Below are 26,101 nucleotides of genomic sequence, written 5' to 3' on the forward strand. Positions count from 1 at the left end.
GCTCTCTCCCGGTGGGAGAGAGCATCAGGCATGGGCGGTTATCAATGTCCGTTCGCTCACCCCGCGCTGCATCACCCGATCCAGTACCTCCGCCTCCAGCTCTGCCAGGCGTGCTGAACCAACGCGGCGAGGTCGCGGGATATCCACGGATAGATCCAGACCAATTTTCCCCTCTTCTATTAACAGGACGCGGTCGGCCATGGCGACGGCTTCGCTCACATCATGCGTTACCAGAAGCACCGTAAAGCCATGCTCCTGCCACAGGGATTCGATTAGCGCCTGCATGTCGATACGGGTCAGAGCATCGAGCGCGCCGAGCGGCTCATCCAGCAGCAGGAGGCCGGGGCGGTGGATCAGGGCCCTGGCAAGCGCCACGCGCTGTTTTTGCCCCCCGGAGAGTGCCGCTGGCCACTCACCCCCGCGGTTTTCCAGACCGACGGCGGCCAGCGCCTGACGGGCACGCTCGCGCCAGCTCCCCTTCAGCCCCAGGCCAACGTTATCGACCACTGTTTTCCACGGCAGCAGGCGCGCGTCCTGAAACATCATCCGCGTGTCGTCCTGAATCGTGGCCAGCGGCGTCGTCCCCGCCAGGATTTCGCCGCCGTCGGGTGCCTCCAGCCCGGCCAAAAGGCGCAGCAACGTACTTTTCCCGCCGCCGCTGCGACCCACAATGGCCACAAATTGCCCCGCAGGAATATGCAGATCCAGCTCGTTGAGAACGGTGTTATCGCCATAGCGTTTGATAATGCCGTTCAGTAGCAACGGCGTACCTTGATTAAGCCGGGCAGTATTCATGCTTTCGCCTCCTGAGGGGTATAGGCTGGATTCCAGCGCAGCCAGACGCGTTCCAGCCCCTGGGCGCTGACGTCGGCAAGCTTGCCGAGCAGGGCATAAAGAATGATGGCCACCACTACCACGTCCGTTTGCAGAAACTCACGGGCATTCATAGCCAGATAGCCAATGCCGGAGTTGGCCGAAATCGTTTCAGCGACAATCAGCGTCAGCCACATCAATCCCAGTGCAAAGCGCACGCCCACCATAATGGAAGGGAGAGCGCCCGGCAGGATCACATGGACAAACAGGGCGAAACCGGATAAGCCGTAGCTGCGCGCCATCTCTACCAGCCCGCGGTCAATATTACGAATGCCGTGCCAGGTATTGATGTAGATTGGGAACAGCGTGCCCAGCGCCACCAGGAAAATTTTTGCGCTCTCATCAATACCAAACCACAAAATCACCAGTGGGATCAGTGCCAGATGCGGCACGTTGCGCAGCATCTGAATAGAGGTATCCAGCAGTCGCTCGCCCCAGCGGGAGAGGCCGCTGATAAGCCCCAGCGTCAGACCAATACTTCCGCCAATCGAAAAGCCAATCACTGCGCGCCAGGAGCTAATTGCCAGGTGCTGCCACAGCTCGCCGCTAACGCTCAGCGACCAGAAAGCCTCTACAACCCCCTCAGGAGAGGGCAGAATGCGGCTCGACAGCCAGCCTGTTGACGACGCCAGTTGCCATATCGCCACGATGCCGACGGGTAAAAACCAGGGGGCAGCACGCAGCAGCCATTTTTGTGAGGTGGCGGACATCGTGACTCCTTAGCTTTGCGCCGCTTTTTGCGGGATAAAGGTGTTGGCCACCGCTTCGCCCTGAAGCGGCAGCGGGCGCGGCTGCGGCACCTCCGGGATAGCAACATCCAGGTGCGGGAATAGCAGCTCGCCGACTTTATAGGCCTCTTCCAGATGCGGATAGCCGGAGAGGATAAAGCTGTCGATACCGAGTCCGGCATACTCGTTAATCCGCGCCGCCACGGTTGGGCCATCACCCACCAGGGCGGTCCCTGCGCCGCCGCGCACCAGTCCCACCCCTGCCCACAGGTTCGGGCTGATCTCCAGATTCTCACGCTTGCCGTTATGCAGGGAGGCCATCCGGTGCTGCCCGACGGAGTCGGTTTTGGCAAAGGCGGCCTGCGCTTTGGCGATAGTGTCATCATCCAGATGCGCGATCAGACGGTCAGCCGCCTGCCACGCCTCTTCATTGGTTTCGCGCACAATCACGTGCAGACGAATACCAAAGCGCACCGTCCGACCCTGCGCGGCCGCTTTGGCACGCACCTGAGCAATCTTCTCCTTAACCAGCGCCGGCGGTTCGCCCCAGGTCAAATAGAGATCAACCTGCTCAGCCGCCAGATCCTGTGCCACGTCCGACGACCCGCCAAAGTAGAGGGGAGGGCGCGGCTGCTGTACCGGCGGAAAGTAGAGTTTCGCGTCCCGGACATGAATATGTTTGCCTTCAAACGTCACGGTGTCGCCCTCCAGCAGACGACGCCAGACGCGGGTAAACTCGGCGGAAGCCTCGTAGCGCTCAGTGTGATCGAGGAATACACCGTCGCCTGCCAGCTCCTGCGGATCGCTGCCGGTCACCAGGTTAAAGAGGGCGCGGCCATTAGAGAGCCTGTCCAGCGTCGCAGCCTGGCGGGCGGCCACGGTAGGCGAGACCACGCTCGGGCGCAGCGCAACGAGAAACTTTAGCCGCTGTGTCACGGGGATCAGGGAAGCGGCAACCAGCCATGCGTCTTCGCAGGAGCGCCCGGTAGGGATCAGCACACCGCTAAAGCCGATTCGGTCCGCGGCCTGGGCAATCTGCTGCAAATAGCCATGATCGACCGGGCGGGAACCCTCTTCTGTGCCAAGATAATGCCCATCACCGTGGGTAGGTAAAAACCAGAAAAGATTCAGGCTCATGATTTAGTTCCTTTAGTGTCTGCGGGTTGCCAGATACGGTCGCGAATGTTCACCTGTTTTGGAACGAGGCGATTTTGATAAAAGAGATCGGCAGTTTGTTGCTGCAGCGCCGCGACGTGGTCATTGACCGGAGCAATCGTGGTCGGCGGACGGTGGTCAAGATAGGTGGCGATCACCGGCTCAGGTAAACCCATTGTTTTCGCCAGCAGAGCGATGCTCTCAGGCCGCTGGCTCTGCGTCAGGGCATCCGCCTGGGAGAATGTATCGAGTACGCTCTGAATAAACGCTCCGTTCTTTTCGGCATAGGGGCGGGCGGCCAGATAGAACGAGCCGGTCTGCTTCAGCGTTGTGCCATCCTTCAGCACCCGTACACCGCCCTGCAGCAAGGCGGCGGAGTAGTACGGATCCCAGATTGCCCAGGCGTCCACGTTTTTCTGTTGGAATGCCGCGCGAGCATCGGCAGGTGTCAGATAGACAGGTTGAATATCTTTGAACGTAAGCCCGGCCTCCTGTAACGCGCGCAGCAGCAGATTGTGCGAGCTGGAGCCTTTCTGAAACGCGACCTTGTGACCTTTCAGATCGGCGACGCGTTTAATGGCGCTGTTTTCAGCCACCAGGATCACCTCAGCCTTAGGCTTGGCAGGCTCTACGCCTACGTAGACCAGATCCGCGCCCGCAGCCTGGGCAAAGATAGGCGGGATATCGCCGGTGCTGCCGAGATCGATACTGCCGATGTTCAGCGCCTCGAGCATCTGCGGCCCCGCCGGGAATTCGACCCAGGAAAATGTTGTAGTAGGGAAACGTTTTTCTAAAAGCTGATGGCTTTTTGCCAGCACCATGCTGACGCTCCCTTTTTGATAGCCGATGCGCAGACTTTCCGGAGAGGTTTCCGCGGCATGACTCAGCGATGAGAGTGTCAGCACGCCAGCCAGCCCGATGCGGGACAGAATTTTAAACATGGGCCACTCCTTGCGGTTGGCTAAATGCAGGCGCCTGAACATCGCGGCGGTGCAGAGCCTGCCAGAAGGTTTCCAGCGCCTCATCAAGACGGTGATGTAAATTCGGCGTGAAATGGGGGGTATGCTGATAGTCGATGACCTGCGAATCATCAGCAAAGACACCATGTAAAATCTCCTGCGCCTTGAGGGCGTTGAGCACCGGTTTCAGGGCGTAATCCACTGCCAGCATATGGGCAACCGTACCTCCCGTGGCCAGCGGTAACACCACCTTGCCAGCCAGGGCACGTTCAGGAAGAAGATCGAGTAAGGTTTTAAGCGCGCCGGAAAAGGAGGCTTTATAGACAGGTGTCGCCACGATCAGTCCGTCAGCGTCCTTAAGTTGTTCGGTCAGGGCGTTGAGCGCCGGGCTATCAAACCGGGCGTAGAGCAGATCTTCAGCGTCAAAGTTATGAAGGTGCCAGTGACAAACTTCCACATCCAGGGCGGTGAGCTTTTCGCGGGCATAGTCCAGTAATGCGCTGGAACGAGAGGGAAAGCGTGGACTTCCGGCCAGGGTAATAACGCGCATGCTTGCTCCTTATAACTAATTGTTTGCTTTTATCTAACATTGATAACAATTTTCAGGAGTGTGGCACCGAGCGGGTTATTCCCTAAATAATTTATTCGAGACTAGATAGCTAAAAACTAGATAAAGTGGGAGCAGAAAGGAAAACGTTTGCGTTTTATCCGAATTATTTGCCTCAGGTCAATTCCCTTTCGCTTCGCAATCGCAGATAATACGCCCCCGGTTTGCACACCGGAATCCAGGAGAGTTCATGTACTACCCCTTCGTTCGTAAAGCCCTTTTCCAGCTCGACCCTGAGCGCGCTCATGAATTGACGTTTCAGCAATTACGCCGGATTTCCGGCACACCGTTAGCCGCACTGGTACGCCAGAACGTGCCGCAAAAACCGGTCTCCTGTATGGGGCTGACCTTTAAGAATCCGCTCGGCCTGGCAGCGGGTCTGGATAAAAACGGCGAGTGCATCGATGCGCTGGGCGCAATGGGCTTTGGCGCGATTGAGATCGGCACCGTGACGCCGCGCCCTCAGCCGGGTAACGATAAGCCGCGTATCTTCCGTCTGGTCGAGGCCGAGGGGTTAATTAACCGCATGGGCTTCAATAACCTTGGCGTAGATAACCTGGTAGAGAACGTCAAAAAAGCCCATTTTGACGGCGTGCTGGGCATTAATATCGGCAAGAATAAAGATACGCTGGTAGAGCAGGGGAAAGATGACTATCTGATCTGTATGGATAAAGTCTATCCCTACGCGGGCTATATTGCGATTAATATCTCCTCGCCAAACACCCCAGGCCTGCGCTCGCTGCAATACGGTGAGGCGCTGGACGATCTGCTCTCCGCCATCAAAAATAAGCAGCGCGAGCTGCAGAATATTCATCATAAATATGTCCCTGTGGCGGTGAAAATTGCTCCCGATCTCTCGGTTGAAGAGTTAATTCAGGTGGCTGACAGCCTGGTTCGCCATAATATCGATGGCGTTATCGCCACCAATACCACGCTCGATAGGGGGCTGGTACAGGGAATGAAGCACTGTGATGAGACCGGAGGCTTAAGCGGCCGGCCATTGCAGCTGAAAAGCACCGAAATTATTCGCCTTCTTGCCCAGGAGCTGAAGGGTCAGCTGCCAATTATCGGCGTCGGCGGAATCGACTCCGTTATCGCCGCCCGGGAGAAAATAGCGGCCGGTGCGACGCTGGTGCAGATCTATTCCGGCTTTATATTTAAAGGCCCGCCGCTGATTAAAGAGATCGTTACCCATATCTAATCCTTTGCGTCTAAATGTTAACCAGGGCTTTATTTCCCGCCCTGGTTGTTTTATATTCCCCCGGTTGTTGTTAATTTAAACGTTCTCACTATTGACATTTTGTGGTAAGCGAAGCGGTAGCAACGGATACAAACGCAGCAGGATGCTTAAGGGGAAGCGGAGAGGACTATGCGAATTAAACCTGACGATAACTGGCGCTGGTATTACGACGAAGAGCACGACCGGATGATGCTCGATCTTGCCAATGGGATGCTGTTTCGCTCCCGTTACGCCCGTCGGATGCTGACGCCGGACGCGTTCGCACCCTCTGGTTTCTGTGTGGATGATGCCGCACTCTACTTCTCCTTTGAGGAGCGCTGCCGCGAGTTTGATCTCTCCCGGGAGCAGCGGGCCGAGCTGGTGCTGAATGCGCTGGTGGCGATCCGTTTTCTCAAGCCGCAGATGCCAAAAAGCTGGCACTTCCACTCCTACGGCGACAGCTGGCAGCCCGATCTGGGCGAAGCCGCCAGCGTCTGGCTCAGCGATACCGCAGAGCAGGTCAATTTGCTGGTGGTTGAGCCGGGTGATAACGCCACGCTCTGCCTGCTGGCCCAGCCCGGCGTGGTGATTGCCGGGCGTACGATGCAGCTTGGCGACGCGATCAAAGTGATGAACGATCGGATGCGACCGCTGCCCCAGATGTATAGCCTGGAGCAGGCGGTTTAAGGCGCCAGCACCAGCGGCGTTTTGGGAATACAGCTGCAGCTCAGGATGGTGCCGTCGTCGCCAATGGCGGACTGCTTCAGGGCGCTGACTTCCCCCTCTATCAGACGTACGCGGCAGGAGCCGCAGATCCCAGCCCGGCAGGAGTAGGGCACGCGGATCCCCTGACTCTCCAGCTGCTCAAGCAGCACCTGCTGGTTATTGCCCGTAAAGGTCTCTCCCTGCCAACCAATGGTCACCGTTGACGCAGCCTGCTTCTCAATCTCCAGCGTTTCAACCGGCTCCCCGGCACCGTACACTCTCGCCGGACCGCTCGCCAGCACGCTCACCTCGTCACCGACGCGGATCACGCCGCTGTTACGGGCGATCAGATTTTGACCGAAATCGACATCGCCATTATCAACGGCGGTGCGGAACTGTTGCAGGGTGTGCAGCGGTTCTCCGGCCGGGTGCTTCTGCCCACGCTCGGGGCTGATGGTGGTAAATACGCAGCGGCTACAGGGTTTAACGACGTCAAAGATCACCTCGCCGATGCGCACGGTTTTCCAGCTATCCTCTTCCCACGCCTGCGCCCCGGTCACCACCAGGTTCGGACGAAACTGCTCCATCTGAATGCTGGCCGGGCAGCGGTTTTGTAGATCGCGCAGCGAGGCCTCGTTGGTGAGCAGATAGGGGAAGCCGTCAGCAAAGGAGAGCGGCACGCTCTCAAAGCGCTTCACCCGGCGGGTGGGCTCTTGTCCTACCCAGCGCAGCTGCACCTCGCGATTAAAAAAGCCGCTCAGCCACTGGTTAATCGCCGCCGGGGCAATTAATGCGGTAAAATGGTTGCCCCATACCTCCGTCGGCTGGGCATCGCTGATGAAATCGGCAAAGCGGACCAGCGCGCTGCTGCCGTCGGGGGCGGTGAGATGGAGACCGTCATGCAGCGGCGACGGGATAAAACGCACCAGCTGTGGAGACTGACGAGCGGTAATAAAGGTACCGTCGGGTTCAGTAAGCATAAAGATGCGGTCAAAGGCCAGACCGCTGATGTCGGCCAGAGCGTGCGTGAGGCCAATTCCGCGCATCGATTTGACCGGATGTATAAAAAGCCGCGACAGGGTAGCCACTGCGCCCTCCATGGGTGTGAAAATAGGGTCTCAACTTTATGACATCCCACTTATATTGGCTATAATGCGCAACAATTTTATTAGAGTAAAAGTGACGATATGAATTCTCTGTTTGCCAGTACGGCCCGTGGGCTGGAAGAGCTGTTAAAAACTGAACTGGAAAACCTCGGGGCGCAGCACGTCCAGGTGGTTCAGGGCGGTGTCCATTTTGAGGGGGACACCCGGCTCATTTACCAGAGCCTGATGTGGAGTCGTCTGGCTTCGCGCATTATGCTGCCGCTGAACGAGTGCAAGGTCTACAGCGACCTCGATCTCTATATGGGCGTGCAGGCGATTGACTGGACGGAGATTTTCAATCCTGGCGCGACCTTCGCCGTGCACTTTAGCGGGGTGAATGAAGAGATCCGCAACAGCCAGTACGGTGCTATGCGGGTAAAAGACGCCATCGTCGACAGCTTCACGCGTAAGAATATGGAACGCCCGAACGTCGATCGCGAGCAGCCGGATATGCGCATTAACGTCTGGCTGAATAAAGAGACGGCGCATATCGCCCTCGATCTCAGCGGCGACGGCCTGCACCTGCGCGGCTATCGCGACCGGGCCGGGCTGGCCCCCATGAAAGAGACCCTGGCGGCGGCAGTAGTGATGCGCTCCGGCTGGCAGCCGGGTACGCCACTGCTCGATCCGCTCTGCGGCTCCGGTACCTTGCTGATTGAGGCGGCGATGCTCGCCACCGATCGCGCACCGGGCCTGCATCGCGGGCACTGGGGCTTTAGCGGCTGGGCGCAGCACGATGAAGCGCTGTGGAAAGAGGTGAAAGCCGAGGCCCAGACCCGCGCCCGTCAGGGGCTGGCGGACTACGGCTCACGCTTCTACGGCTCCGACAGCGATGCCCGGGTTATTGATATTGCCCGCAGCAACGCCCGTCGCGCAGGCGTCGGCGAGCTGATCGATTTTAACGTCAAAGACGTTGCCCAGCTGACCAACCCGCAGCCGGAAGGGCCGCACGGGACCGTGCTGAGTAACCCGCCGTACGGTGAGCGTCTGGAGAGCGAGCCGGCGCTGATCGCCCTGCATAGCCTGCTGGGCCGCACCCTGAAAAACAACTTTGGCGGCTGGAACGTCTCCCTGTTCAGCGCCTCGCCGGAGCTGCTCAACTGCCTCCAGCTGCGCGCCGACCGCCAGTTTAAAGCCAAAAACGGCCCGCTGGACTGCGTACAGAAAAACTACTCTATCGCAGAAAACTTTGGTGATATTAAAGGCAGCGGCATGGCGGAAGATTACGCCAACCGCCTGCGCAAAAACGTCAAAAAGCTGGAGAAGTGGGCGCGCCAGGAGGGGATCGAGTGCTATCGCCTCTACGATGCTGACCTACCGGACTATAACGTGGCGGTAGATCGCTACGCCGATTGGGTAGTAGTGCAGGAGTACGCTCCGCCGAAAACCGTTGATGCGCAGAAGGCCCGTCAGCGCCTGCTGGATGTCATCGCCGCCACCATCACGGTGCTGGGCATTGCGCCTAACAAGCTGGTGCTGAAAACCCGCGAGCGGCAGAAAGGCAAGAACCAGTACCAGAAGATGAACGAGAAGGGCGAATTCATGGAGGTGAGCGAATACAACGCCCGCCTGTGGGTTAACCTGACCGACTACCTGGATACCGGCCTGTTCCTCGATCACCGTATCGCCCGCCGGATGCTCGGCCAGATGAGCAAAGGCAAAGATTTCCTCAACCTCTTCTCCTATACCGGCAGCGCCAGCGTGCATGCGGGGCTGGGCGGCGCGGCGTCGACCACCACCGTCGACATGTCGCGCACCTACCTGGAGTGGGCCGAGCGCAACCTGCGCCTGAACGGCCTCACCGGTCGTCAGCATCGCCTGATGCAGGCCGACGTGATGGGCTGGCTGCGGGAAACCGACGAGCAGTTCGATCTGATCTTTATCGATCCGCCGACCTTCTCTAACTCCAAGCGAATGGAAGAGGCGTTTGATGTCCAGCGCGATCACCTGAGCTTGATGAAAGACTTAAAACGGATGCTGCGTAAAGGCGGCACGATTATGTTCTCAAACAATAAACGCGGTTTCCGCATGGATCACGACGGGTTGGCTGAACTGGGGCTGAAAGCACAAGACATTACCCAAAAAACACAGTCGCAGGATTTCGCCCGCAACCGTCAGATCCATAACTGCTGGCTGATTACCGCAGCCTGAGAGGAATAGAACAAGATGTCATTAATTAGTATGCACGGTGCCTGGCTGTCGTTCAGCGACGCGCCGCTTCTGGACAACGCCGAGCTTCACATCGAAGACAACGAGCGCGTCTGCCTGGTCGGACGTAACGGCGCGGGGAAATCTACCCTGATGAAGATCCTCAATCGCGAACAGGGTCTGGACGATGGCCGCATCGTCTATGAGCAGGATCTGGTTGTGGCACGTCTGCAGCAGGATCCGCCGCGTAACGTCGCTGGCAGCGTTTACGATTTTGTTGCCGAGGGTATCTCAGAGCAGGCGGAGTATCTCAAGGGGTACCATGAGATCTCCCATCTGGTGATGACCGATCCAAGCGAGAAGAACCTCAACGAGATGGCGCGCCTGCAGGAGCTGCTGGATCACTACGGCCTCTGGCAGATGGAGAACCGTATCAACGAGGTGCTGGCCCAGCTGGGTCTGGAGGCCGATATGGCGCTGGCCTCGCTCTCCGGCGGCTGGCTGCGTAAGGCGGCGCTGGGACGTGCGCTGGTGAGCAACCCGCGCGTGCTGCTGCTGGACGAACCGACTAACCACCTGGATATTGAAACCATCGACTGGCTGGAAGGGTTCCTGAAAACCTTCAACGGCACGATTATCTTCATCTCCCATGACCGTTCGTTTATCCGCAATATGGCGACGCGCATTGTCGATCTCGATCGCGGCAAGCTGGTGACCTATCCAGGCAACTACGATCAGTACCTGCTGGAGAAAGAGGAGGCACTGCGGGTCGAAGAGCTGCAAAACGCCGAATTTGACCGCAAGCTGGCCCAGGAAGAGGTGTGGATCCGCCAGGGCATCAAAGCGCGCCGTACGCGTAACGAAGGACGCGTCCGGGCTCTGAAGGCGATGCGTCGCGAGCGTAGCGAACGCCGTGAGGTGATGGGCAGCGCGAAGATGCAGGTTGAAGAGGCTTCCCGCTCCGGTAAAATCGTTATTGAGATGGAGAACGTTCACTACGCCGTGGACAGCAAAAAGCTGGTTACCGATTTCTCTGCTCAGGTACAGCGCGGGGATAAAATTGCCCTGATTGGCCCGAACGGCTGCGGGAAAACCACCCTGCTGAAGCTGATGCTCGGCCAGTTACAGGCTGACAGCGGACGTATTCATATCGGTACCAAGCTGGAAGTGGCCTATTTTGACCAGCACCGTGCTGAGCTGGATCCGGATCGGACGGTGATGGATAACCTCGCCGAAGGCAAGCAGGAGGTGATGGTCAACGGTAAGCCGCGCCACGTGCTGGGCTACCTGCAGGACTTCCTGTTCCACCCGAAACGCGCTATGACCCCGGTTCGGGCGCTCTCCGGTGGGGAACGTAACCGTCTCCTGCTGGCGCGCCTGTTCCTCAAGCCCAGCAACCTGCTGATCCTCGATGAACCGACCAACGACCTCGATGTTGAGACGCTGGAGCTGCTGGAAGAGCTGATCGATGGTTACCAGGGCACGGTTCTGCTGGTGAGCCACGACCGTCAGTTTGTCGATAACACCGTGACCGAGTGCTGGATCTTCGAAGGCCAGGGTCGGATTGGTCGCTACGTGGGTGGCTACCAGGATGCACGTGGTCAGCAGGCCGCTTCACAGGCGCAAAAACAGTCTGTTACTAAAAAAGTGACCGACACCCCGGTAGCAAAAGGGGATACTGTCAAACGCGGCGGGAGCAAACTAAGCTATAACCTGCAGCGGGAACTTGAACAGCTTCCTCAACGGCTTGAAGAGCTGGAGGCGAATCTTACTGCGTTGCAGGCACAGGTTGCCGACGGGGCCTTTTTCAGCCAGCCTCACGAGCAGACACAAAAGGTGTTAGACGAGATGGCTGCCGCAGAGAAGGCGCTGGAAGAGGCCTTTGAGCGGTGGGAGCATCTTGAGGCGCTTAAAAACGCAACGTAATTCAGGGAGTGCGCATGTGCGAACAACATCATGACGCCCGGCACATTTTGTGTTCGCAGTGCGACCTGCTGGTGGTGCTGCCACCGCTCGCACACGGGCACAAGGCAGCCTGTCCGCGCTGCGGCCATACGTTGACCACCCGCTGGGATGCACCCCGGCAGCGCCCGCTGGCCTACTCGGTGATGGCGCTGTTTATGCTGGTACTGGCTAACCTGTTCCCCTTCGTTAACATGAAGGTGGCAGGGGTCACCAGTGAAGTGACGCTGATGGAGATCCCGCGCGTCATGTTCAATGAAGACTACGCCAGCCTTGGCACCTTCTTCTTGCTCTTTGTGCAGTTCGTGCCCGCGTTCTGCCTGGTCACCGTCATTCTGCTGGTGAACCAGGTTCCGCTGCCGGATCGCCTGAAGCGCAGGCTGGCCCGCATCTTTTTCATGCTCAAAAACTGGGGGATGGCCGAGATCTTCCTCGCCGGGGTGCTGGTCAGCTTCGTGAAGCTGATGGCCTATGGCGATATCGGCGTCGGTAGCAGCTTCATCCCCTGGTGTCTGTTCTGCATTCTGCATCTGCGCGCCTTTCAGTGCGTCGATAAACGCTGGCTGTGGGACGACATTGCTCCCCCGCCGGCCCTGGCTCAGCCGCTGCACGTCGGCGTGCCGGGGATTCGTCAGGGGCTGCGCTCCTGCGCCTGCTGCACGGCGGTACTGCCCGTAGATCAGACGGTGTGCCCCCGTTGCCACAGCCATGGCCACGCCCGGCGCAGAAACAGCCTTCAGCTAACGATGGCGCTGCTGGTCACCTCCATCCTGCTCTATCTGCCAGCCAATATTTTGCCCATCATGATCACCGATCTGCTGGGGGATAAAATGCCCTCGACCATTCTGGCCGGGGTGATCCTGCTCTGGAGCGAAGGCTCCTATCCAGTGGCGCTGGTGATTTTTATCGCCAGTATCATGGTGCCAACCCTGAAGATGATCGCCATCGCCTGGCTCTGCTGGGATGCGAAAGGGCACGGCCGACGCGACAGCGAGCGTATGCACCTCATCTACGAAGTCGTTGAATTTGTTGGCCGCTGGTCGATGATAGACGTCTTCGTCATTGCCGTACTCTCTGCCCTGGTACGTATGGGCGGATTAATGAATATTTACCCCGCAATGGGCGCGCTGATGTTTGCGCTGGTTGTCATCATGACGATGTTTGCGGCCATGACCTTCGACCCACGCCTGTCGTGGGATCGCGAGCCAGAATCAAGCCAGGAGGAGTCGTAAAACATGGAGACCAAAGGTGGGGAAGCCAAAGTGCAGAAGGTGAAGAACTGGTCACCGGTGTGGATCTTCCCAATTGTCACGGCGCTGATCGGGGCATGGATCCTCTTCTATCACTATAGCCATCAGGGGCCGGAGGTGACGCTGATCACCACCAATGCTGAAGGCATTGAAGCGGGTAAAACCACCATCAAAAGCCGCAGCATTGACGTCGGCGTGGTGGAGTCCGCAACGCTGACCGACGATCTGACCCACGTTGAGATCAAGGCGCGGCTGAATGCCAATATGCAAAAGCTGTTGCACGGCGATACGGTGTTCTGGGTGGTGAAGCCGCAGGTCGGCAGGGAGGGGATCAGCGGGCTGGGTACGCTGCTCTCCGGGGCCTATATTGAACTTAAGCCGGGATCCAAAGGCGGCGTGCGTGACGATTACCAGCTGCTGGACTCGCCGCCGCTGGCACCGCCGGATGCAAAAGGCATCCGCGTGGTGCTCGACAGTAAAAAAGCGGGTCAGCTTACCCCTGGCGATCCGGTACTTTTCCGCGGCTATCGCGTCGGCTCGGTAGAGACCAGCGTGTTCGACCCGCAGAAGCGCACCATGAGCTATCAGCTGTTTATTAACGCGCCTAACGACCGTCTGGTGACCAGCAACGTCCGCTTCTGGAAGGATAGCGGTATCGCTGTCGATCTCACCTCGGCAGGCATGCGCGTCGAGATGGGGGCGCTGACCACTCTGTTTGGCGGCGGCGTCAGCTTTGACGTGCCCGACGGCATCGACTTAGGCCAGCCGGTAGCCGAGAAGGCCGAGTTCGATCTCTATGATAACCAGCGCAGCATTCAGGAGTCGCTCTACACCGAGCACAAAGATTTCCTGCTGTTCTTTAAAGATTCCATTCGCGGTCTGCAACCAGGCGCACCGGTAGAGTTCCGCGGCATGCGTCTTGGGACCGTCAGCAAGGTACCGTTTTTTATGCCGGGCCTGCGTCAGGCATTGAACGAGGACTACCGTATTCCGGTGCTGATCCGTATTGAGCCAGAGCGGATCGCCAGCCAGATGGGGGAAAGTCCGGATATCCTGACGAATCTGCCTGAGCTGCTTAAGCAGGGACTGCGCGGCTCGTTGAAAACCGGTAACCTGGTGACTGGCGCGCTCTACGTAGATATGGATTTCGTCTCGAAACCGCCGCCGATCACCGGCATCCGTGAGTTTGGCGGCTACAGCATTATTCCGACGGTCAGCAGCGGTCTGGCGCAGATCCAGCAGCGCCTGATGGACATGCTGGATAAGATCAACAACCTGCCGCTGAATCCGATGCTTGAGCAGGCTACCGGCACGCTTGCCGAGAGCCAGCGCACCATGCGCCGTCTGCAAACCACGCTGGATAATCTGAACAAGCTGACAGCCAGCCAGTCGGTACAGCAGCTGCCGCAGGATATGCAGAAAACGCTGCGCGAGCTGAACCGTAGCATGCAGGGCTTCCAGCCGGGATCGGCAGCCTATAACAAGATGGTGGCGGATATGCAGCGCCTGGATCAGGTTCTGCGCGAGCTGCAGCCGGTGCTGCAAACGCTTAACCAGAAGAGCAACGCCCTGGTCTTTGAGGCGAAGGGCAAAAAAGATCCTGAGCCGAAGGGGGTTAAACAGTGAGAAAAGGGATAATGGTCATTGCGGTGCTGTTGCTCAGCGCCTGCAGTAGCGGTAGCGAGGAGCCACGCTACTATCAGTTGCCGAACAATCAGCTATCAAACGCTCAGCTGTCGCAGGCCGCCGCGTCGCAGAGCATGATGGCAACCAACCCTGGGCAGGCACAGCGTCAGCTGTGGGTGGAGCAGGTGTCGGTTCCGGACTATCTCGCGGGTAACGGCGTGGTCTACCAGACCAGCGACGTGCAGTACGTCATCGCTAACAACAACCTGTGGGCCAGCCCGCTCGACCAGCAGCTGCGTACTTCGCTGGTGGCGAACCTTAGCCGCAATCTCCCAGGCTGGGTGGTCGCCTCTCAGCCGATGGGCAGCGATCAAGATACCCTTAACGTTACCGTGACCGGTTTTCATGGCCGTTATGATGGGCACGTGATTGTCAGCGGCGAGTGGCTGCTTAATCACCAGGGCACGCTGATCAAGCGTCCTTTCCATGTGGAGATGACGCAGCCTCAGGATGGCTATGACGCGATGGTAAAAGTGCTGGGCGAAGCGTGGGCGCAGCAGGCCAGCAACATGGCCCGGGAGATAAATCGCTTACCCTAATTTGTACCTCAGTCTGCAATTAATCCTAAAAAATCCACGCTGTCTTTCCCGGTAGCGTGGTTTTTTTTCGCCTTCTAAGCGGGATAAAACCTGTGCCTGCTCACACTTTTTGTACAAATGAACTCTCGCATATCTCACATTTATGACATTGGTATGAATTTTGTGCATTGACTGTCTGCGTCTATCGCGCTATTTCTTAGACGTGGTTGCACATTTAGTAGCCACTGTTTTCTTTTCCACCAGACATAAATAATGAGGGAAACGAGGCATGAAGAGACAAAAACGAGATCGCCTGGAACGGGCACATCAACGTGGTTACCAGGCCGGCATTGCCGGACGCTCAAAAGAGTTGTGTCCTTACCAGACGCTGAATCAGAGATCATACTGGCTTGGAGGCTGGCGAGAAGCCATGGAGGATAGGGTAGTTATCGCCTGATTCTGTCTCTTTAAATGAAACCTCCGCCTGGCGGAGGTTTCGCCTGTCAGGGGGATCAGAATGCAGAGGTGTCCTTGAACAGACCCACTTTCAGATCGGTTGCGGTGTAGATCTGACGACCGTCAACCAGCACTTCACCGTCCGCGATACCCATGATCAGCTTACGGTTGATCACGCGCTTGAAGTGAATGCGGTAGGTAACTTTAGCGGCAGTAGGTAAAATCTGGCCAGCCAGTTTCACTTCGCCTACGCCGAGGGCACGGCCTTTACCTTCGCCGCCGAGCCAGCCGAGGTAAAAACCAACCAGCTGCCACATGGCATCAAGGCCCAGGCAGCCAGGCATTACTGGATCGCCGATGAAGTGGCAACCGAAGAACCACAGATCCGGTTTGATATCCAGCTCTGCTTCAACGTAGCCTTTATCGAAATTACCGCCCGTCTCGCTCATTGTGATCACACGATCCATCATCAGCATGTTTCCTGCTGGTAACGGCGGGCCATTTTCGCCAAACAGTTCACCACGACCAGAGGCAAGAAGGTCTTCTTTCGTATAAGAGGATTTGCGTTTATCTACCATGTTCTCAGTAAGCCTTATTTTAGTGAAGCACGCAGGATAGCTAACACGTGTACGCTGAACAACTCCGATCAGTTAGGCGTAAACCAGCCGACCCAGCGTAGCGGCCACGGATAGCGATGACGCGCTTCCTGCTGCGTCGCCTGCGTAATACGTTCCTGAATAGTCTGGACCAGCGTGGTTTGCCCTTCGCCATCCCAGACCAGGTCTGTCAGTAAGGGTAGTGCATCGGTTACATCATCAATGGCCCAGATGAAAAATTGTTCTGCCTGGACCGCGTCCAGCAGCTCCTGATGCAGGCAAAGGTGACGGACATTGGCCGCCGGGATGATCACGCCCTGCTTGCCGGTCAGACCCCGGTGCTGGCAAATGGCGAAAAAGCCTTCGATCTTCTCGTTCAGACCGCCTACCGGCTGTGCCCGTCCAAACTGATCCACCGAGCCGGTGATAGCGATATGCTGATGCAGCGGGACATCGGCCAGGGCGCTAATTAGGGCGCAAAGCTCGGCCATTGAGGCGCTGTCGCCGTCTACTTCACTGTAGGATTGCTCGAAGGTCAACGACGCCGTGAACGGCATCTGCTGCTCCAGCTCCAGCTCGGCCATCAGGAAGGATTGCATGATCATCATGCCCTTCGCATGGATGTTGCCCCCCAGCTCGGCTTTCCGCTCAATGTCATGAAACTCGCCGTCGCCGATGTGTACCACGCAGCTAATGCGTGACGGTTCGCCATAGGGGCGAGGGTGACCAGGAAACTCAACCACCGACAGGGCGTTAATCTGCCCCACGCGATCGCCTTCGGTCTCAATCAGGATCTGCTCCAGCAGGATCTCATCCAGCATACGCTCCGGCAGATAGCCTTCACGCCACTCGCGCTGGCTCAGCATGGTTTGCAGCTGCTCCGCGTCGAAGGTGCTTCCCTCGGTAAAGGCAGAGACCTCGCGCAGCTGGCGCGCCAGCCACAGCGGGCTGAGCGGCAGCGTCTCCTGATCGTCGGTGTAGCGTACCGCGGCACGGATAAATATCGGCCAGGCATCCTCTGCCGGGGTGGGAAGTCCGGCCTGCTCGGCGTTAAGAATGACCCACTGACGCCAGGTAGCAAGCGCGTCCAGATCGGTGATCTGGATCGTCTCTTCATACTCGCTGTAGATAGACTGGGCGGCCAGATCCGGCTCCATCTCCTGGAAATCTGCCAGCGACTCGCGCTCGCCGACCAGAATAACCTTCAGCGTCAGCGGCATTGCGGGAACGCTAACGGGTAGGGGACGCGACTCGTCAAAGGAGACCCAGTCGAAACGCTGGCGAGTCACGATGGATTTCAGGCGCATCCAGAGCAGGGGCTGACTCAGCAGGGTACGCAGCGACACCACCAGTACGCCGCCGTTGGCCTGGTGTACCAGCCCTGGCTCAAGGGTGATCTCATTATTGAACTGGCGCAGGCAGCCAAAGAGCTGCTCAGCTTCTACCCAATCGGCAACCACCACTTCACTCTGGCCGGCAAAGTTTGCCTCTGCACTGGCGGCAGGCTTAACGCTTACCGTGCGGCCAGCGACGCTATACTCGACGCCAACAACCGACGACGTTGCGGGCTGAAGCTCACGGGCAGCGGCGGCGATCAGGGACAGATACTCCGGCTCTTCCGGCGCTTTGGCCAGTAAGAAGCGTGAAGAGGCAGACGGATGCAGCAACTGCTCCAGCGCGTATTGCAAACGAGGTTGCGTGTCACCAAGAGAAAGCTCAGACTCAAGGTCAACGTCAGACGGTGTAAACACCTCCTGATAGCTATCGGTATCAGGAACAAGGTCTTGCCAGGCTAGTTTAGTTATGGTCAAAGTCGAGGTTTTATCATCAGCTGTAAAGGGCGAAATTATAGCGTAAGCGGCAATTCAGCACACGCGGAATAGATGCTTTTACCGCTATCCGGGCACCGCTTAGCTCACAGGATGTGATTTCTTTTCAGCAGATTGGCAAAAAACTGATATTCTGAACTAAGTTACACGGTAACACTGAGATCGCAATGAAATATCAACAACTGGAAAATCTCGAAAGCGGCTGGAAATGGAAGTACCTGGTGAAAAAGCACCGTGAAGGTGAACTCATCACGCGCTATTTAGAAACCAGTGCGGCTAAAGAGGCCGTCGATCTGTTGCTGAAGCTTGAATACGAACCGGTTCGTGTTAACGACTGGATTGCGCAGCATATGAATGCCGCATTAATGAACCGCATGAAGCAGACCATCCGCGCCCGGCGAAAACGACACTTCAACGCCGAGCACCAGCACACGCGTAAAAAATCAATCGATCTGGAATTTATGGTCTGGCAACGTCTGGCCGGTCTTGCCCAGCGGCGGGGAAAAACGCTGTCAGAGACGATTGTGCAGCTGATTGAAGACGCCGAGCATAAAGAGAAGTATGCTAGCAAAATGAGTACCCTGAAGCAGGATCTGCAGGCGCTGCTGGGCAAAGAGTAACGCATAACCTCAGCCCATCAGCAGAGAGCAGGCAATAAAAAACCCCGCAGAGCGGGGTTTTTTTATAAGACGTAAACTTAAGCCTGCGGCTGAGTTACAACGTCTTTGATACCTTTAACTTCGATCTCTACGCGACGATCCGGAGCCAGGCAGTCGATCAGTGCCGGACGTGCTTTCACGTTGTCACAGGTGTTGCCAGTAACCGGGTTAGACTCGCCCATACCACGTGCGGAGATCTTGTTGGACGGGATACCTTTAGAGATCAGGTAGTCAACAACAGACTGAGCACGTTTCTCGGACAGACCCTGGTTGTAGGCGTCAGAACCGATACGGTCGGTGAAGCCCAGAACAACAACGGAACCGTCTTTCGGATCCAGGTTGCTCAGCTGGCTGTACATCTGATCCAGAGCCTGCTGGCCTTCTGGTTTCAGAGTCGCTTTGTTGAAGTTGAACAGTACGTCAGACTTCAGAGTGAAGTGCTTGGTAGAAACCTGCGGAGCCGGAGCCGGAGCCGGTGCAACAACCGGAGCTACGTCTTCCTGCTGGCCGAAGCGGTAGGAAACACCTACGCTCAGCATACCGTTGTCTTGACGGGTGCCCAGAGTTTTAGCATCGCCAATGTTGTTAACCCACTGGTATTCCAGACGGGTAGCGATGTCACGGGTCATTGCCCACTCTACGCCACCAGCGAATACTGGGGAAACACCGGTATCGTGGTCTTTGAAGTTCGCACCAGCAACGCCAGGAACCTGAGCTTTAGCATCTGCACGCCATACCATACCACCCAGACGAGTGTAGATATCAACGTCGTCAGTGATTGGGTAGCCCAGTTTAGCGGTCAGCTGAACGCCCTGAGATTTGAAAGCACCGTTTACGTTGTCGCCTTTGTACGGCTCACGACCTAACCAGTCGTAACCCAGCTCAAAACCAACGTACGGGTTAACCTGATAGCCGCCGTATGCGCCAGCGCCGAGCTGGTCTTCACGGGTCGGGCCATTGTTGTCAATGAAACCGTTGTCGTGGTACTGGGACCAGCCCAGTTTAGCACCAGTGTACCAGGTATTATCTTTCGGAGCGGCCTGCGCTACGGTAGCGAAGCCAGCCAGTGCCACTGCAATCGCGATAGCTGTCTTTTTCATTTTTGCGCCTCGTTATCATCCAAAAATCGCCATGAACTTCTCGCCAGAGAAAACACGGTTAAATCCTTCACCGGGGGCATTGCTCAATATTAACTCTACCGATATCTTCGGCTTATGCCGAGCACCCCTGGCGATGTAAAGTCTACAACGTAGTTGGAAACTTACAAGTGTGAACTCCGTCAGGCATATGAAAAAAAAAGAGTTGTAGACACAATATTTAACATTTATGACGATAAAATCGCCGTCAAAATATCGTGGTTGCCCCGCCAGACAGGCTTCGCGAGCGAATTTAGCTTAATGACCAATAGCCTGGAACCGGCGCAAAAAAGATCCCAGGAATTATCTTAAATTTACTTAATGAAACAAATTCGAGTGAATTTTTAGGCCCGATGACTGTCCTGAAGCCTGAGGGTCGAAGCGAACCGGTCGCATAATAAACCCCATTGCATTCCCTTCCTGGGCTGCATCAACGAGGCGGCGATGCTCATCTGCCGACAGCTCCTGCGCATGCCAGCCAATCACCACGCTGTAGTTCCCCGTCTGTAATGCTTTAATCATGGAATCTAACGTACTCTCTGGGGAGAGCTGGCTGATGTGCATCAGTTTGCTTAAAGGCAGACCTGCGGACCGTACCCACGCCCGGCTCAACTTCTGCTGCGGCGTCAGCCAGAGCTGCCAGCGAGACTGCTGGCTAAGCTGCTGTAGCAGAGGCAGCAGCAGCAGCTGCGTCATCATCGGCTGGTCTTCACGGTAGACTACCTCACTGATGAGGCCGGTGGCCGCAGCAGGTGCATTAACCTGCGTGCGGTTGCCTGCAAAAGAAGTATATTGAGATGAGCGGTTAGCAAAGCCTGAAGCGTACATAGTCATCCAACCCTGAGAGTTACTGTATATCTATACAGTACCTCCGGCGCGTTTAAAGATCAACCTCATTTTCTGAAAGCGTCTCGCAAATATGACCCGATCGTGCGGTGAGAGAAAAAATCATCTTGCTGATGCCGGGTAACTTCCCTATGTTCCTTTTTAACGGATGGCTTAATAAACAGAAGATATATTACGCCTTGATTTCAAAGGGATAAGTATGAAAAACGTATCGTATCAAAGGATCTATCAATCTCGGGAATATCTTTCGTCGCTGGGACATATTCGCCACCGCGCACTGTTTGGTGGTTACAGCCTCGCCATAGAAGATACCGTCTTTGCCATGGTTGCCGAAGGGGCGCTCTACCTGCGTGCTTGTGAAGAGAGTGCCTCCTACTGTGTCAACACGCAGGCCCCGTTCCTGACCTTTGTGAAGCGGGGCAGGCCGGTGCTGCTTAACTACTACCGGGTCGATGATAGCCTGTGGCAGGATCGCGAAACGCTGCTCACGCTGGGCAACTACTCTCTGGCGGCAGCGCGGCGCGAAAAGGTCGCAAGGTATGCGCAAAAGCGGCTCAGAGATCTGCCCAACCTGAATTTTCAGCTGGAGACGCTGCTGTGGGAAGCGGGCGTTAAGGATGAACACAGCCTGAAGCTGCTGGGAGCGAAGGCATGCTGGCTCAGGTTAAAGGAGCGCAGCCCGCTGCTGAGTATCCGGGTGCTGTTTGCGCTGGAAGGGGCCATCGCTGGCCTGCATGAGGCCGCGCTCCCGGCAGAAATACGCCGGGAGCTGACCGTCTGGTATAAAGAGCTGGAGGCAGAGAGCCGTGTAAATCAGCGGGGAACCTGATGCTGCAGCTGGCAGATCTCCGGCAGCAGCCCAATTAGCAGGCCTACCTGCTGCAGAACCAGCGGGGCCTTGCTTTTAGGATCGGGTTCAAGCTGGCGAATTCGCTCTGAGAGTGCCGCAAGCTGCTGCCCAACCCGCACCTCATCAGCAGGCTGGTGGTGCAGGGCATCATCGACATAGCAGACGGCATCATCCAGCAGTTGCAGTATCTCCGGCTGCTGGAGCTGTTCCCGGTGTGCCCCCAGCGTAGAGATGTAGCTAGTAAAGGTGTGGTTCAGGCAGAGCAGGCGGAACGCGACGTCGCGCGTCTGCGGCGTGGCGTTCGGCTCGGTGGACATGTTTGAGACCACTGATGCGAACTCTGCATCGCCATTGTGGGCGTAGCGCCGGGCAATGCGATATGCCAGTCGGTTATCGCGTCCCTGATGATACTGCTCCAGAATGGCATCCAGATAGCGGCAGTTAGCGTCAAGCGCCCGCTCCAGCACGCGTGGGAGGTTACGAAAACGCCAGTCCGGCCAGATAAAGCTCACCGCTGCCCAGGCGATGGCGCAGCCGATCAGCGTATCGATAATACGCGGGATCGCCACCTCAAAACCCTCCCCGAGCAGGTTGAAGCAGAGCAGCACCAGCAGGGTGATAAACATCGTGGCATGAGCATACTGCACGTTGCGAAAGGCAAAAAAGAGCACCCCGGCAATGACGATCAGCACCAGCTGCCCCTCCAGCGACGGGACAAAAAGCAGTATCGGTAGACCCACCGCCACGCCCACCAGCGTGCCAATGATACGCAGCGTTAAGCGGTGGCGGGTGGCGTTATAGTTTGGCTGGCAGACAAACAGGCTGGTCAGCAGGATCCAGTAGCCATGCTGGAGCCCGGTGACCTGTATAAAGGCATAGCCCAGGCAGAGCACCACCGACATTCTTACCGCATGGCGAAACAGGGCCGACTCTGGCGTCAGGTTGCGCTTCAGGCGCTGCCAGATATCGTCCAGCCCGGTCAGGCTGTCATCGGCAAGCTCATTCTCGGTACTCTGCGGCTGCTGCATCAGCGCCTGCTCAGACTCTATCGTCGCCAGCTGAGCGTCGATAGCCCGCAGGTTATCGCGCACAAAGCCCAGCGACTCAATATAGTCCATAGAGGTGCCCAGGGCGCGGGCGTGCTCAAGGGCCGTGTCAAGATGGGCAAAGGCACGCTCAAACTGAGGATCGTGCTGATAGGGTTCGCGCAGCAGAATAGCCCGTGAGAGTCGGGCGCAGGCCTGGGCCTGCATAGAGAGCATCCGCTGAAAGCGAAACATCAGGGAGCTGTGGCGAAAGCGCTCGCGCAGGGCGTGGTACTGGATATGCGACGAGCTGGCGCGCTCGTGAATATCCTGGGCAACAAAATAGTAGTGCAGCGTGCGTCGGGTACCGCGCTGGCCACGATCTCCCCGTAGCCTTGTCAGCAGCGAGGCCTTGGTCTGGTTGAGGGTAGTGACCAACTGGCCGTTAGCCTGGGCCAGATCGTAGAGCGGCGCTTCACTTTCACTCTCATCATCATAGTCGGGGTCGAAGAGGCGTGATTTCTGCTCCAGGTAGTTCGCCAGCTGCGCATAGCAGCGTGAGAGGTTGTCCTGCAGCGGGCGCACCGGAAACACCAGGTGCCCCACTAGCGTCAGCAGGCTAAACCACACCGCGCCCGCCAGCAGCAGCAGCGGCTGCTGGTACCACTGGTCGAAAAGCGAGATACCCAGCATGGTATAGATGGCAATCAGCAGCGCACCAAAGGCGATGGTGGCGTAGCGCTGACCGAGACCGCCCAGCAGGATAAACCCGCAGGTAGAGACGATAAGCCCGAGGGCAAACAGCCACGGCCAGGGAAAGAGTAGCTCCACCGAGGCCGAGGCAATAAAGAACGAGACCAGGGTGATAACCAGGTTGCGCAGCCGCCCGGTAAGGCGGTCATCTAAATCCGCCAGCGCGGCGGCTACCACGCCCAGGGTCAGCGGGATGGTGAGCTTCACCTCGCCCAACCACCAGGGCAGGGCAACCGTACCGCTCAGGGCGATAAAAATCCTGACGTTATAGAGCCAGGCACTGTTCCATGTGTAACGGCGAAGCAGGGGGCTTAGCATGAGTGACGCGTCCTTCAGATTAGAAACGGGCCCGGGCGTTGGCTTCGCGGGCGGCCTGCGCCGTTTCCACCGACACGACCCGCCGTCCAACCGGCCACAGAGCAATGGCTGCGATTTTAAAGTTGGCGATACCCACCGGAATACAGATGATGGTCAGGCACTGGGTGATACCCGCGAGGATATGCATTATGCATAGCCACCAGCCGAACAGCACCAGCCAGATAATATTCAGCAGCGTGCCGCCGGTGTTCATTATGACGTTACGGCGGGAGGGATCGAGCTCATCCACATGGATCGCCTCGTTGCCATACGGCACCAGCGACAGCTTCGCGATCTCCCAGCATGAGCGGGTCAGCGGCAACGTGATGACAAAGACAACGCTCATCATCGTTGCCAGGATCCAGGCCAGCGTCGTCATGAAGCCGCCCAGAAAGAAGTTAAGAATATTCAGTACAGTACGCATACATCCTCAAAGTTATTTGCCATAGGAAAAGGCTTGCTAAGTGTAACGTCTTTTTACGCTGGAGCGTAAATTCTCTGACGGGTACACTGACGGGCAACGTTATGACCAGAGAAACGGCACATCATGGAACTGAAAGCGACTTCACTCGGAAAACGTCTGGCCCAGCACCCCTATGACCGGGCGGTCATGCTCCACGCGGGCGTGAAAGTTTCCGGCGATCGCCATGAGTATCTTATTCCCTATAATCAACTTTTGGCGATTGTCTGCAAGCGCGGGCTGGTCTGGGGCGAGCTGGAGTTCGTGCTATCCGATGCCAAAGTGGTGCGCCTGCACGGTACCGAGTGGGCGCAAACCCAGCAGTTCTATCAACATCTCAACGCCCACTGGCAGGCATGGAGCAGCCAAATGAGCGAGGTGGCCGCAGGGGTGCTGCAGGAGACGGTAGAGACCCTCTCCAGCGGCATGAAGGCCAACAGGTGGCTCACCCGCCAGCAGACCACGGGCCTGCAGGATCGGATCCGTCACGCCTTTGCGGCGCTGCCGCTGCCGCAGGCCCGTCTTGATGAGTTCGATAACTGCCGCGAAGCGTGGCAGCAATGCCAGCGCTGGCTGGTAGACGTTGAAGCCAGCCGGGCAGCACATAATCGCGAGTACACCCGCAAAATGCTGGTGCAGTACGCGCCTTTCTTTGCCAGCGTTGAATCCTCCCCGCTTAACCCAGCCCAGGCAGAAGCGGTGGTGAATGGCGAGCAGTCGCTGCTGGTGCTGGCCGGAGCGGGCAGCGGCAAGACATCGGTGCTGGTGGCCCGCGCGGGCTGGCTGCTGATGCGCGGTGAAGCGGCAGCGGATCAGATCCTGCTTCTGGCCTTTGGCCGGAAAGCGGCCCAGGAGATGGACGCGCGTATTCGCGAGCGGCTCAATACCGATGAGATCGCTGCCCAGACCTTCCACGCTCTGGCGCTCGCCATTATTCAGCACGGCAGTAAAAAGGTTCCCACCATCAGCGCGCTGGAGAACGATACCGACGCCCGGCAGGCGCTGTTTATCGAGGCCTGGCAGCAGCAGTGCAGTGAGAAAAAAGCCCAGGCGAAGGGCTGGCGGCTGTGGCTGGAAGAGGAGCTGGAGTGGGAGATACCGGAAGGGAATTTCTGGGACGATAAAGCCCTACAGCGCCGCCTTGCCGGTCGGCTCGACCGCTGGGTGAGTCTGATGCGCATGCACGGCGGCGCGCAGGCCGAGATGATCGCCTCTGCGCCAGAAGAGGTGCGTAACCTGTTTTCAAAGCGGGTGAAGCTGATGGCCCCGCTGCTCAAGGCGTGGAAAACGGCGCTGAAGGCGGAAAATGCCGTCGACTTCTCTGGTTTAATCCACCAGGCAATCAATATTCTGGAGAAAGGGCGCTTTATCAGCCCGTGGAAGCATATTCTGGTGGATGAGTTCCAGGACATCTCTCCCCAGCGTGCGGCGCTGCTGGCGGCGCTGCGCAAGCAGAACTCAAACACTACGCTCTTTGCCGTCGGCGATGACTGGCAGGCGATCTACCGCTTTAGCGGGGCGCAGCTCTCTCTGACCACCGCGTTTCATCACTATTTTGGCGAGGGGGAAAGCTGCGTGCTGGATACCACCTATCGCTTTACCCATCGTATTGGCGACGTGGCCAACCGCTTTATCCAGCAGAACCCGCACCAGCTCAGAAAGCCGCTTAACAGCCTGGCGGCAGGCGAGAAGAACGCCGTGACGCTGCTGGCTGAGGATCGGCTCGATGCCCTGCTGGATAAGCTCAGCGGCTACGCGAAGCCGGACGAGCGGATCCTGCTGCTGGCGCGCTATCACTATCTCAAGCCCGCCGTGCTGGAGAAGGCCGCAACTCGCTGGCCGCAGCTGACGCTGGACTTTATGACCATCCACGCCAGCAAAGGACAGCAGGCGGACTATGTCATTGTGTTGGGGCTGCAGGAGGGCAAAGAGGGCTTTCCGGCCCCGGCGCGGGAGTCGGTGATGGAGCAGGCGCTGCTGCCTGCGCCGGAGGATTATCCGGACGCCGAGGAGCGTCGTCTGCTGTACGTGGCCATGACCCGCGCCCGCAAGCGCGTCTGGCTGCTGTTTAGCAAAGAGGCACCGTCGCCGTTTGTAGAGGATTTAAAGCAGCTGGGTGTGACGGTCGTTCGCAAACCGTGATTTTGCCCGGCGGCGCTGCGCTTGCACGGGCCTACAA

The 26,101-nt window shown here is 57.6% G+C and carries 23 protein-coding genes; 11 read left to right on the forward strand and 12 right to left on the reverse strand.

What is annotated here, in order from left to right; translation table 11 throughout:
- Window positions 1-24: 24 nt before the first annotated feature.
- From ssuB to ssuE, 5 genes are read right to left on the reverse strand one after another with little or no spacing between them, the layout of a single operon-like run.
- Complete coding sequence (ssuB, locus tag WFN61_RS02870; protein ID WP_144812917.1) at window positions 25-795, reverse strand: aliphatic sulfonates ABC transporter ATP-binding protein; 771 nt, start codon at window positions 793-795, stop codon at window positions 25-27.
- Window positions 792-1,583 (reverse strand): aliphatic sulfonate ABC transporter permease SsuC, encoded by a 792-nt coding sequence (ssuC, locus tag WFN61_RS02875; protein WP_144812913.1) that lies wholly within the window; start codon window positions 1,581-1,583, stop codon window positions 792-794. Before ssuC ends, ssuB begins: the two co-directional genes overlap by 4 nt.
- Window positions 1,584-1,592: 9 nt before the next feature.
- Window positions 1,593-2,738: an FMNH2-dependent alkanesulfonate monooxygenase gene (gene ssuD / locus WFN61_RS02880; protein ID WP_144812910.1), complete on the reverse strand. Its 1,146-nt coding sequence runs from the start codon at window positions 2,736-2,738 to the stop codon at window positions 1,593-1,595.
- On the reverse strand, window positions 2,735-3,697 hold the full coding sequence (locus WFN61_RS02885) for a sulfonate ABC transporter substrate-binding protein (protein WP_337037545.1): 963 nt from the start codon (window positions 3,695-3,697) through the stop codon (window positions 2,735-2,737). Before WFN61_RS02885 ends, ssuD begins: the two co-directional genes overlap by 4 nt.
- Complete coding sequence (gene ssuE, locus WFN61_RS02890; protein ID WP_312235003.1) at window positions 3,690-4,265, reverse strand: NADPH-dependent FMN reductase; 576 nt, start codon at window positions 4,263-4,265, stop codon at window positions 3,690-3,692. Before ssuE ends, WFN61_RS02885 begins: the two co-directional genes overlap by 8 nt.
- 247 nt (window positions 4,266-4,512) lie before the next feature.
- Here ssuE and pyrD point away from each other — a divergent pair, with 247 nt between their 5' ends.
- On the forward strand, window positions 4,513-5,523 hold the full coding sequence (gene pyrD / locus WFN61_RS02895; RefSeq protein WP_337037547.1) for a quinone-dependent dihydroorotate dehydrogenase: 1,011 nt from the start codon (window positions 4,513-4,515) through the stop codon (window positions 5,521-5,523).
- A 168-nt stretch (window positions 5,524-5,691) separates the two neighbouring features.
- A complete protein-coding gene (gene zapC, locus WFN61_RS02900) occupies window positions 5,692-6,228 on the forward strand; it encodes a cell division protein ZapC (RefSeq protein WP_144812898.1) in 537 nt (178 codons plus the stop codon).
- Here zapC and WFN61_RS02905 read toward each other — a convergent pair.
- Window positions 6,225-7,334: a YcbX family protein gene (locus WFN61_RS02905; RefSeq protein WP_144812894.1), complete on the reverse strand. Its 1,110-nt coding sequence runs from the start codon at window positions 7,332-7,334 to the stop codon at window positions 6,225-6,227. The two genes, zapC and WFN61_RS02905, sit on opposite strands and share 4 nt — an antisense overlap.
- 99 nt (window positions 7,335-7,433) lie before the next feature.
- On the opposite strand from WFN61_RS02905, the gene rlmKL reads away from it, so the two are divergent.
- The 6 genes from rlmKL (at window position 7,434) to rmf (ending at window position 15,412) form a co-directional block, all read left to right on the forward strand.
- Entirely contained in the window at window positions 7,434-9,542 is a 2,109-nt protein-coding gene (rlmKL, locus tag WFN61_RS02910) for a bifunctional 23S rRNA (guanine(2069)-N(7))-methyltransferase RlmK/23S rRNA (guanine(2445)-N(2))-methyltransferase RlmL (protein ID WP_144812890.1), read from the forward strand.
- 15 nt (window positions 9,543-9,557) lie between these two features.
- On the forward strand, window positions 9,558-11,465 hold the full coding sequence (locus tag WFN61_RS02915; protein WP_337037552.1) for an ABC transporter ATP-binding protein: 1,908 nt from the start codon (window positions 9,558-9,560) through the stop codon (window positions 11,463-11,465).
- A gap of 14 nt (window positions 11,466-11,479) precedes the next feature.
- Entirely contained in the window at window positions 11,480-12,733 is a 1,254-nt protein-coding gene (pqiA, locus tag WFN61_RS02920) for a membrane integrity-associated transporter subunit PqiA (protein ID WP_312235008.1), read from the forward strand.
- A 3-nt stretch (window positions 12,734-12,736) separates the two neighbouring features.
- Complete coding sequence (gene pqiB, locus WFN61_RS02925; protein ID WP_337037554.1) at window positions 12,737-14,377, forward strand: intermembrane transport protein PqiB; 1,641 nt, start codon at window positions 12,737-12,739, stop codon at window positions 14,375-14,377.
- On the forward strand, window positions 14,374-14,976 hold the full coding sequence (gene pqiC, locus WFN61_RS02930) for a membrane integrity-associated transporter subunit PqiC (RefSeq protein ID WP_257757130.1): 603 nt from the start codon (window positions 14,374-14,376) through the stop codon (window positions 14,974-14,976). The genes pqiB and pqiC overlap by 4 nt, the downstream gene beginning before the upstream one ends.
- 268 nt (window positions 14,977-15,244) lie before the next feature.
- Window positions 15,245-15,412: a ribosome modulation factor gene (rmf, locus tag WFN61_RS02935; protein ID WP_072015258.1), complete on the forward strand. Its 168-nt coding sequence runs from the start codon at window positions 15,245-15,247 to the stop codon at window positions 15,410-15,412.
- Window positions 15,413-15,467: 55 nt separating this feature from the next.
- On the opposite strand, the gene fabA is transcribed toward rmf, so the two are convergent.
- Window positions 15,468-15,989, reverse strand: a complete 522-nt coding sequence (gene fabA / locus WFN61_RS02940; RefSeq protein ID WP_144812874.1) for a bifunctional 3-hydroxydecanoyl-ACP dehydratase/trans-2-decenoyl-ACP isomerase — start codon at window positions 15,987-15,989, stop codon at window positions 15,468-15,470.
- Between the two features lie 68 nt (window positions 15,990-16,057).
- Entirely contained in the window at window positions 16,058-17,818 is a 1,761-nt protein-coding gene (locus WFN61_RS02945) for a Lon protease family protein (RefSeq protein ID WP_337037556.1), read from the reverse strand.
- Window positions 17,819-18,003: 185 nt separating this feature from the next.
- On the opposite strand from WFN61_RS02945, the gene matP reads away from it, so the two are divergent.
- Window positions 18,004-18,456 (forward strand): macrodomain Ter protein MatP, encoded by a 453-nt coding sequence (gene matP / locus WFN61_RS02950; protein WP_042392481.1) that lies wholly within the window; start codon window positions 18,004-18,006, stop codon window positions 18,454-18,456.
- Window positions 18,457-18,533: 77 nt separating this feature from the next.
- Here the strand turns inward: matP and ompA are convergent, their stop codons facing one another.
- Together ompA and sulA are read right to left on the reverse strand one after the other, a co-directional pair.
- Window positions 18,534-19,595: a porin OmpA gene (gene ompA, locus WFN61_RS02955; protein WP_144812867.1), complete on the reverse strand. Its 1,062-nt coding sequence runs from the start codon at window positions 19,593-19,595 to the stop codon at window positions 18,534-18,536.
- A 354-nt stretch (window positions 19,596-19,949) separates the two neighbouring features.
- Entirely contained in the window at window positions 19,950-20,459 is a 510-nt protein-coding gene (gene sulA, locus WFN61_RS02960; RefSeq protein WP_144814610.1) for an SOS-induced cell division inhibitor SulA, read from the reverse strand.
- Between the two features lie 217 nt (window positions 20,460-20,676).
- On the opposite strand from sulA, the gene WFN61_RS02965 reads away from it, so the two are divergent.
- Window positions 20,677-21,306 carry a TfoX/Sxy family DNA transformation protein gene (locus WFN61_RS02965; RefSeq protein ID WP_222890072.1) on the forward strand — a complete coding sequence of 210 codons (630 nt, stop codon included), beginning with the start codon at window positions 20,677-20,679 and terminating at the stop codon, window positions 21,304-21,306.
- Here the strand turns inward: WFN61_RS02965 and yccS are convergent.
- Window positions 21,291-23,423, reverse strand: coding sequence for a YccS family putative transporter (gene yccS, locus WFN61_RS02970; RefSeq protein ID WP_144812860.1), 2,133 nt, complete (start codon window positions 23,421-23,423; stop codon window positions 21,291-21,293). The two genes, WFN61_RS02965 and yccS, sit on opposite strands and share 16 nt — an antisense overlap.
- Window positions 23,424-23,442: 19 nt before the next feature.
- Entirely contained in the window at window positions 23,443-23,886 is a 444-nt protein-coding gene (locus WFN61_RS02975; protein ID WP_257757135.1) for a YccF domain-containing protein, read from the reverse strand.
- A gap of 123 nt (window positions 23,887-24,009) precedes the next feature.
- On the opposite strand from WFN61_RS02975, the gene helD reads away from it, so the two are divergent.
- Entirely contained in the window at window positions 24,010-26,064 is a 2,055-nt protein-coding gene (gene helD, locus WFN61_RS02980) for a DNA helicase IV (protein WP_313448055.1), read from the forward strand.
- Window positions 26,065-26,101: the final 37 nt, after the last annotated feature.

Source organism: Pseudescherichia sp. AS216 (assembly GCF_037152055.1).
In the GTDB taxonomy this organism is placed as follows: domain Bacteria; phylum Pseudomonadota; class Gammaproteobacteria; order Enterobacterales; family Enterobacteriaceae; genus Pseudescherichia.

Bases quoted from the DNA above. Each gene is read 5' to 3' on its own strand.
- ssuB (WP_144812917.1), bottom strand. From the start codon at position 795: ATGAATACTGCCCGGCTTAATCAAGGTACGCCGTTGCTACTGAACGGC.
- ssuC (WP_144812913.1), bottom strand. From the start codon at position 1,583: ATGTCCGCCACCTCACAAAAATGGCTGCTGCGTGCTGCCCCCTGGTTT.
- ssuD (WP_144812910.1), bottom strand. From the start codon at position 2,738: ATGAGCCTGAATCTTTTCTGGTTTTTACCTACCCACGGTGATGGGCAT.
- WFN61_RS02885 (WP_337037545.1), bottom strand. From the start codon at position 3,697: ATGTTTAAAATTCTGTCCCGCATCGGGCTGGCTGGCGTGCTGACACTC.
- ssuE (WP_312235003.1), bottom strand. From the start codon at position 4,265: ATGCGCGTTATTACCCTGGCCGGAAGTCCACGCTTTCCCTCTCGTTCC.
- pyrD (WP_337037547.1), top strand. From the start codon at position 4,513: ATGTACTACCCCTTCGTTCGTAAAGCCCTTTTCCAGCTCGACCCTGAG.
- zapC (WP_144812898.1), top strand. From the start codon at position 5,692: ATGCGAATTAAACCTGACGATAACTGGCGCTGGTATTACGACGAAGAG.
- rlmKL (WP_144812890.1), top strand. From the start codon at position 7,434: ATGAATTCTCTGTTTGCCAGTACGGCCCGTGGGCTGGAAGAGCTGTTA.
- WFN61_RS02915 (WP_337037552.1), top strand. From the start codon at position 9,558: ATGTCATTAATTAGTATGCACGGTGCCTGGCTGTCGTTCAGCGACGCG.
- pqiA (WP_312235008.1), top strand. From the start codon at position 11,480: ATGTGCGAACAACATCATGACGCCCGGCACATTTTGTGTTCGCAGTGC.
- pqiB (WP_337037554.1), top strand. From the start codon at position 12,737: ATGGAGACCAAAGGTGGGGAAGCCAAAGTGCAGAAGGTGAAGAACTGG.
- rmf (WP_072015258.1), top strand. From the start codon at position 15,245: ATGAAGAGACAAAAACGAGATCGCCTGGAACGGGCACATCAACGTGGT.
- fabA (WP_144812874.1), bottom strand. From the start codon at position 15,989: ATGGTAGATAAACGCAAATCCTCTTATACGAAAGAAGACCTTCTTGCC.
- matP (WP_042392481.1), top strand. From the start codon at position 18,004: ATGAAATATCAACAACTGGAAAATCTCGAAAGCGGCTGGAAATGGAAG.
- ompA (WP_144812867.1), bottom strand. From the start codon at position 19,595: ATGAAAAAGACAGCTATCGCGATTGCAGTGGCACTGGCTGGCTTCGCT.
- sulA (WP_144814610.1), bottom strand. From the start codon at position 20,459: ATGTACGCTTCAGGCTTTGCTAACCGCTCATCTCAATATACTTCTTTT.
- WFN61_RS02965 (WP_222890072.1), top strand. From the start codon at position 20,677: ATGAAAAACGTATCGTATCAAAGGATCTATCAATCTCGGGAATATCTT.
- yccS (WP_144812860.1), bottom strand. From the start codon at position 23,423: ATGCTAAGCCCCCTGCTTCGCCGTTACACATGGAACAGTGCCTGGCTC.
- WFN61_RS02975 (WP_257757135.1), bottom strand. From the start codon at position 23,886: ATGCGTACTGTACTGAATATTCTTAACTTCTTTCTGGGCGGCTTCATG.
- helD (WP_313448055.1), top strand. From the start codon at position 24,010: ATGGAACTGAAAGCGACTTCACTCGGAAAACGTCTGGCCCAGCACCCC.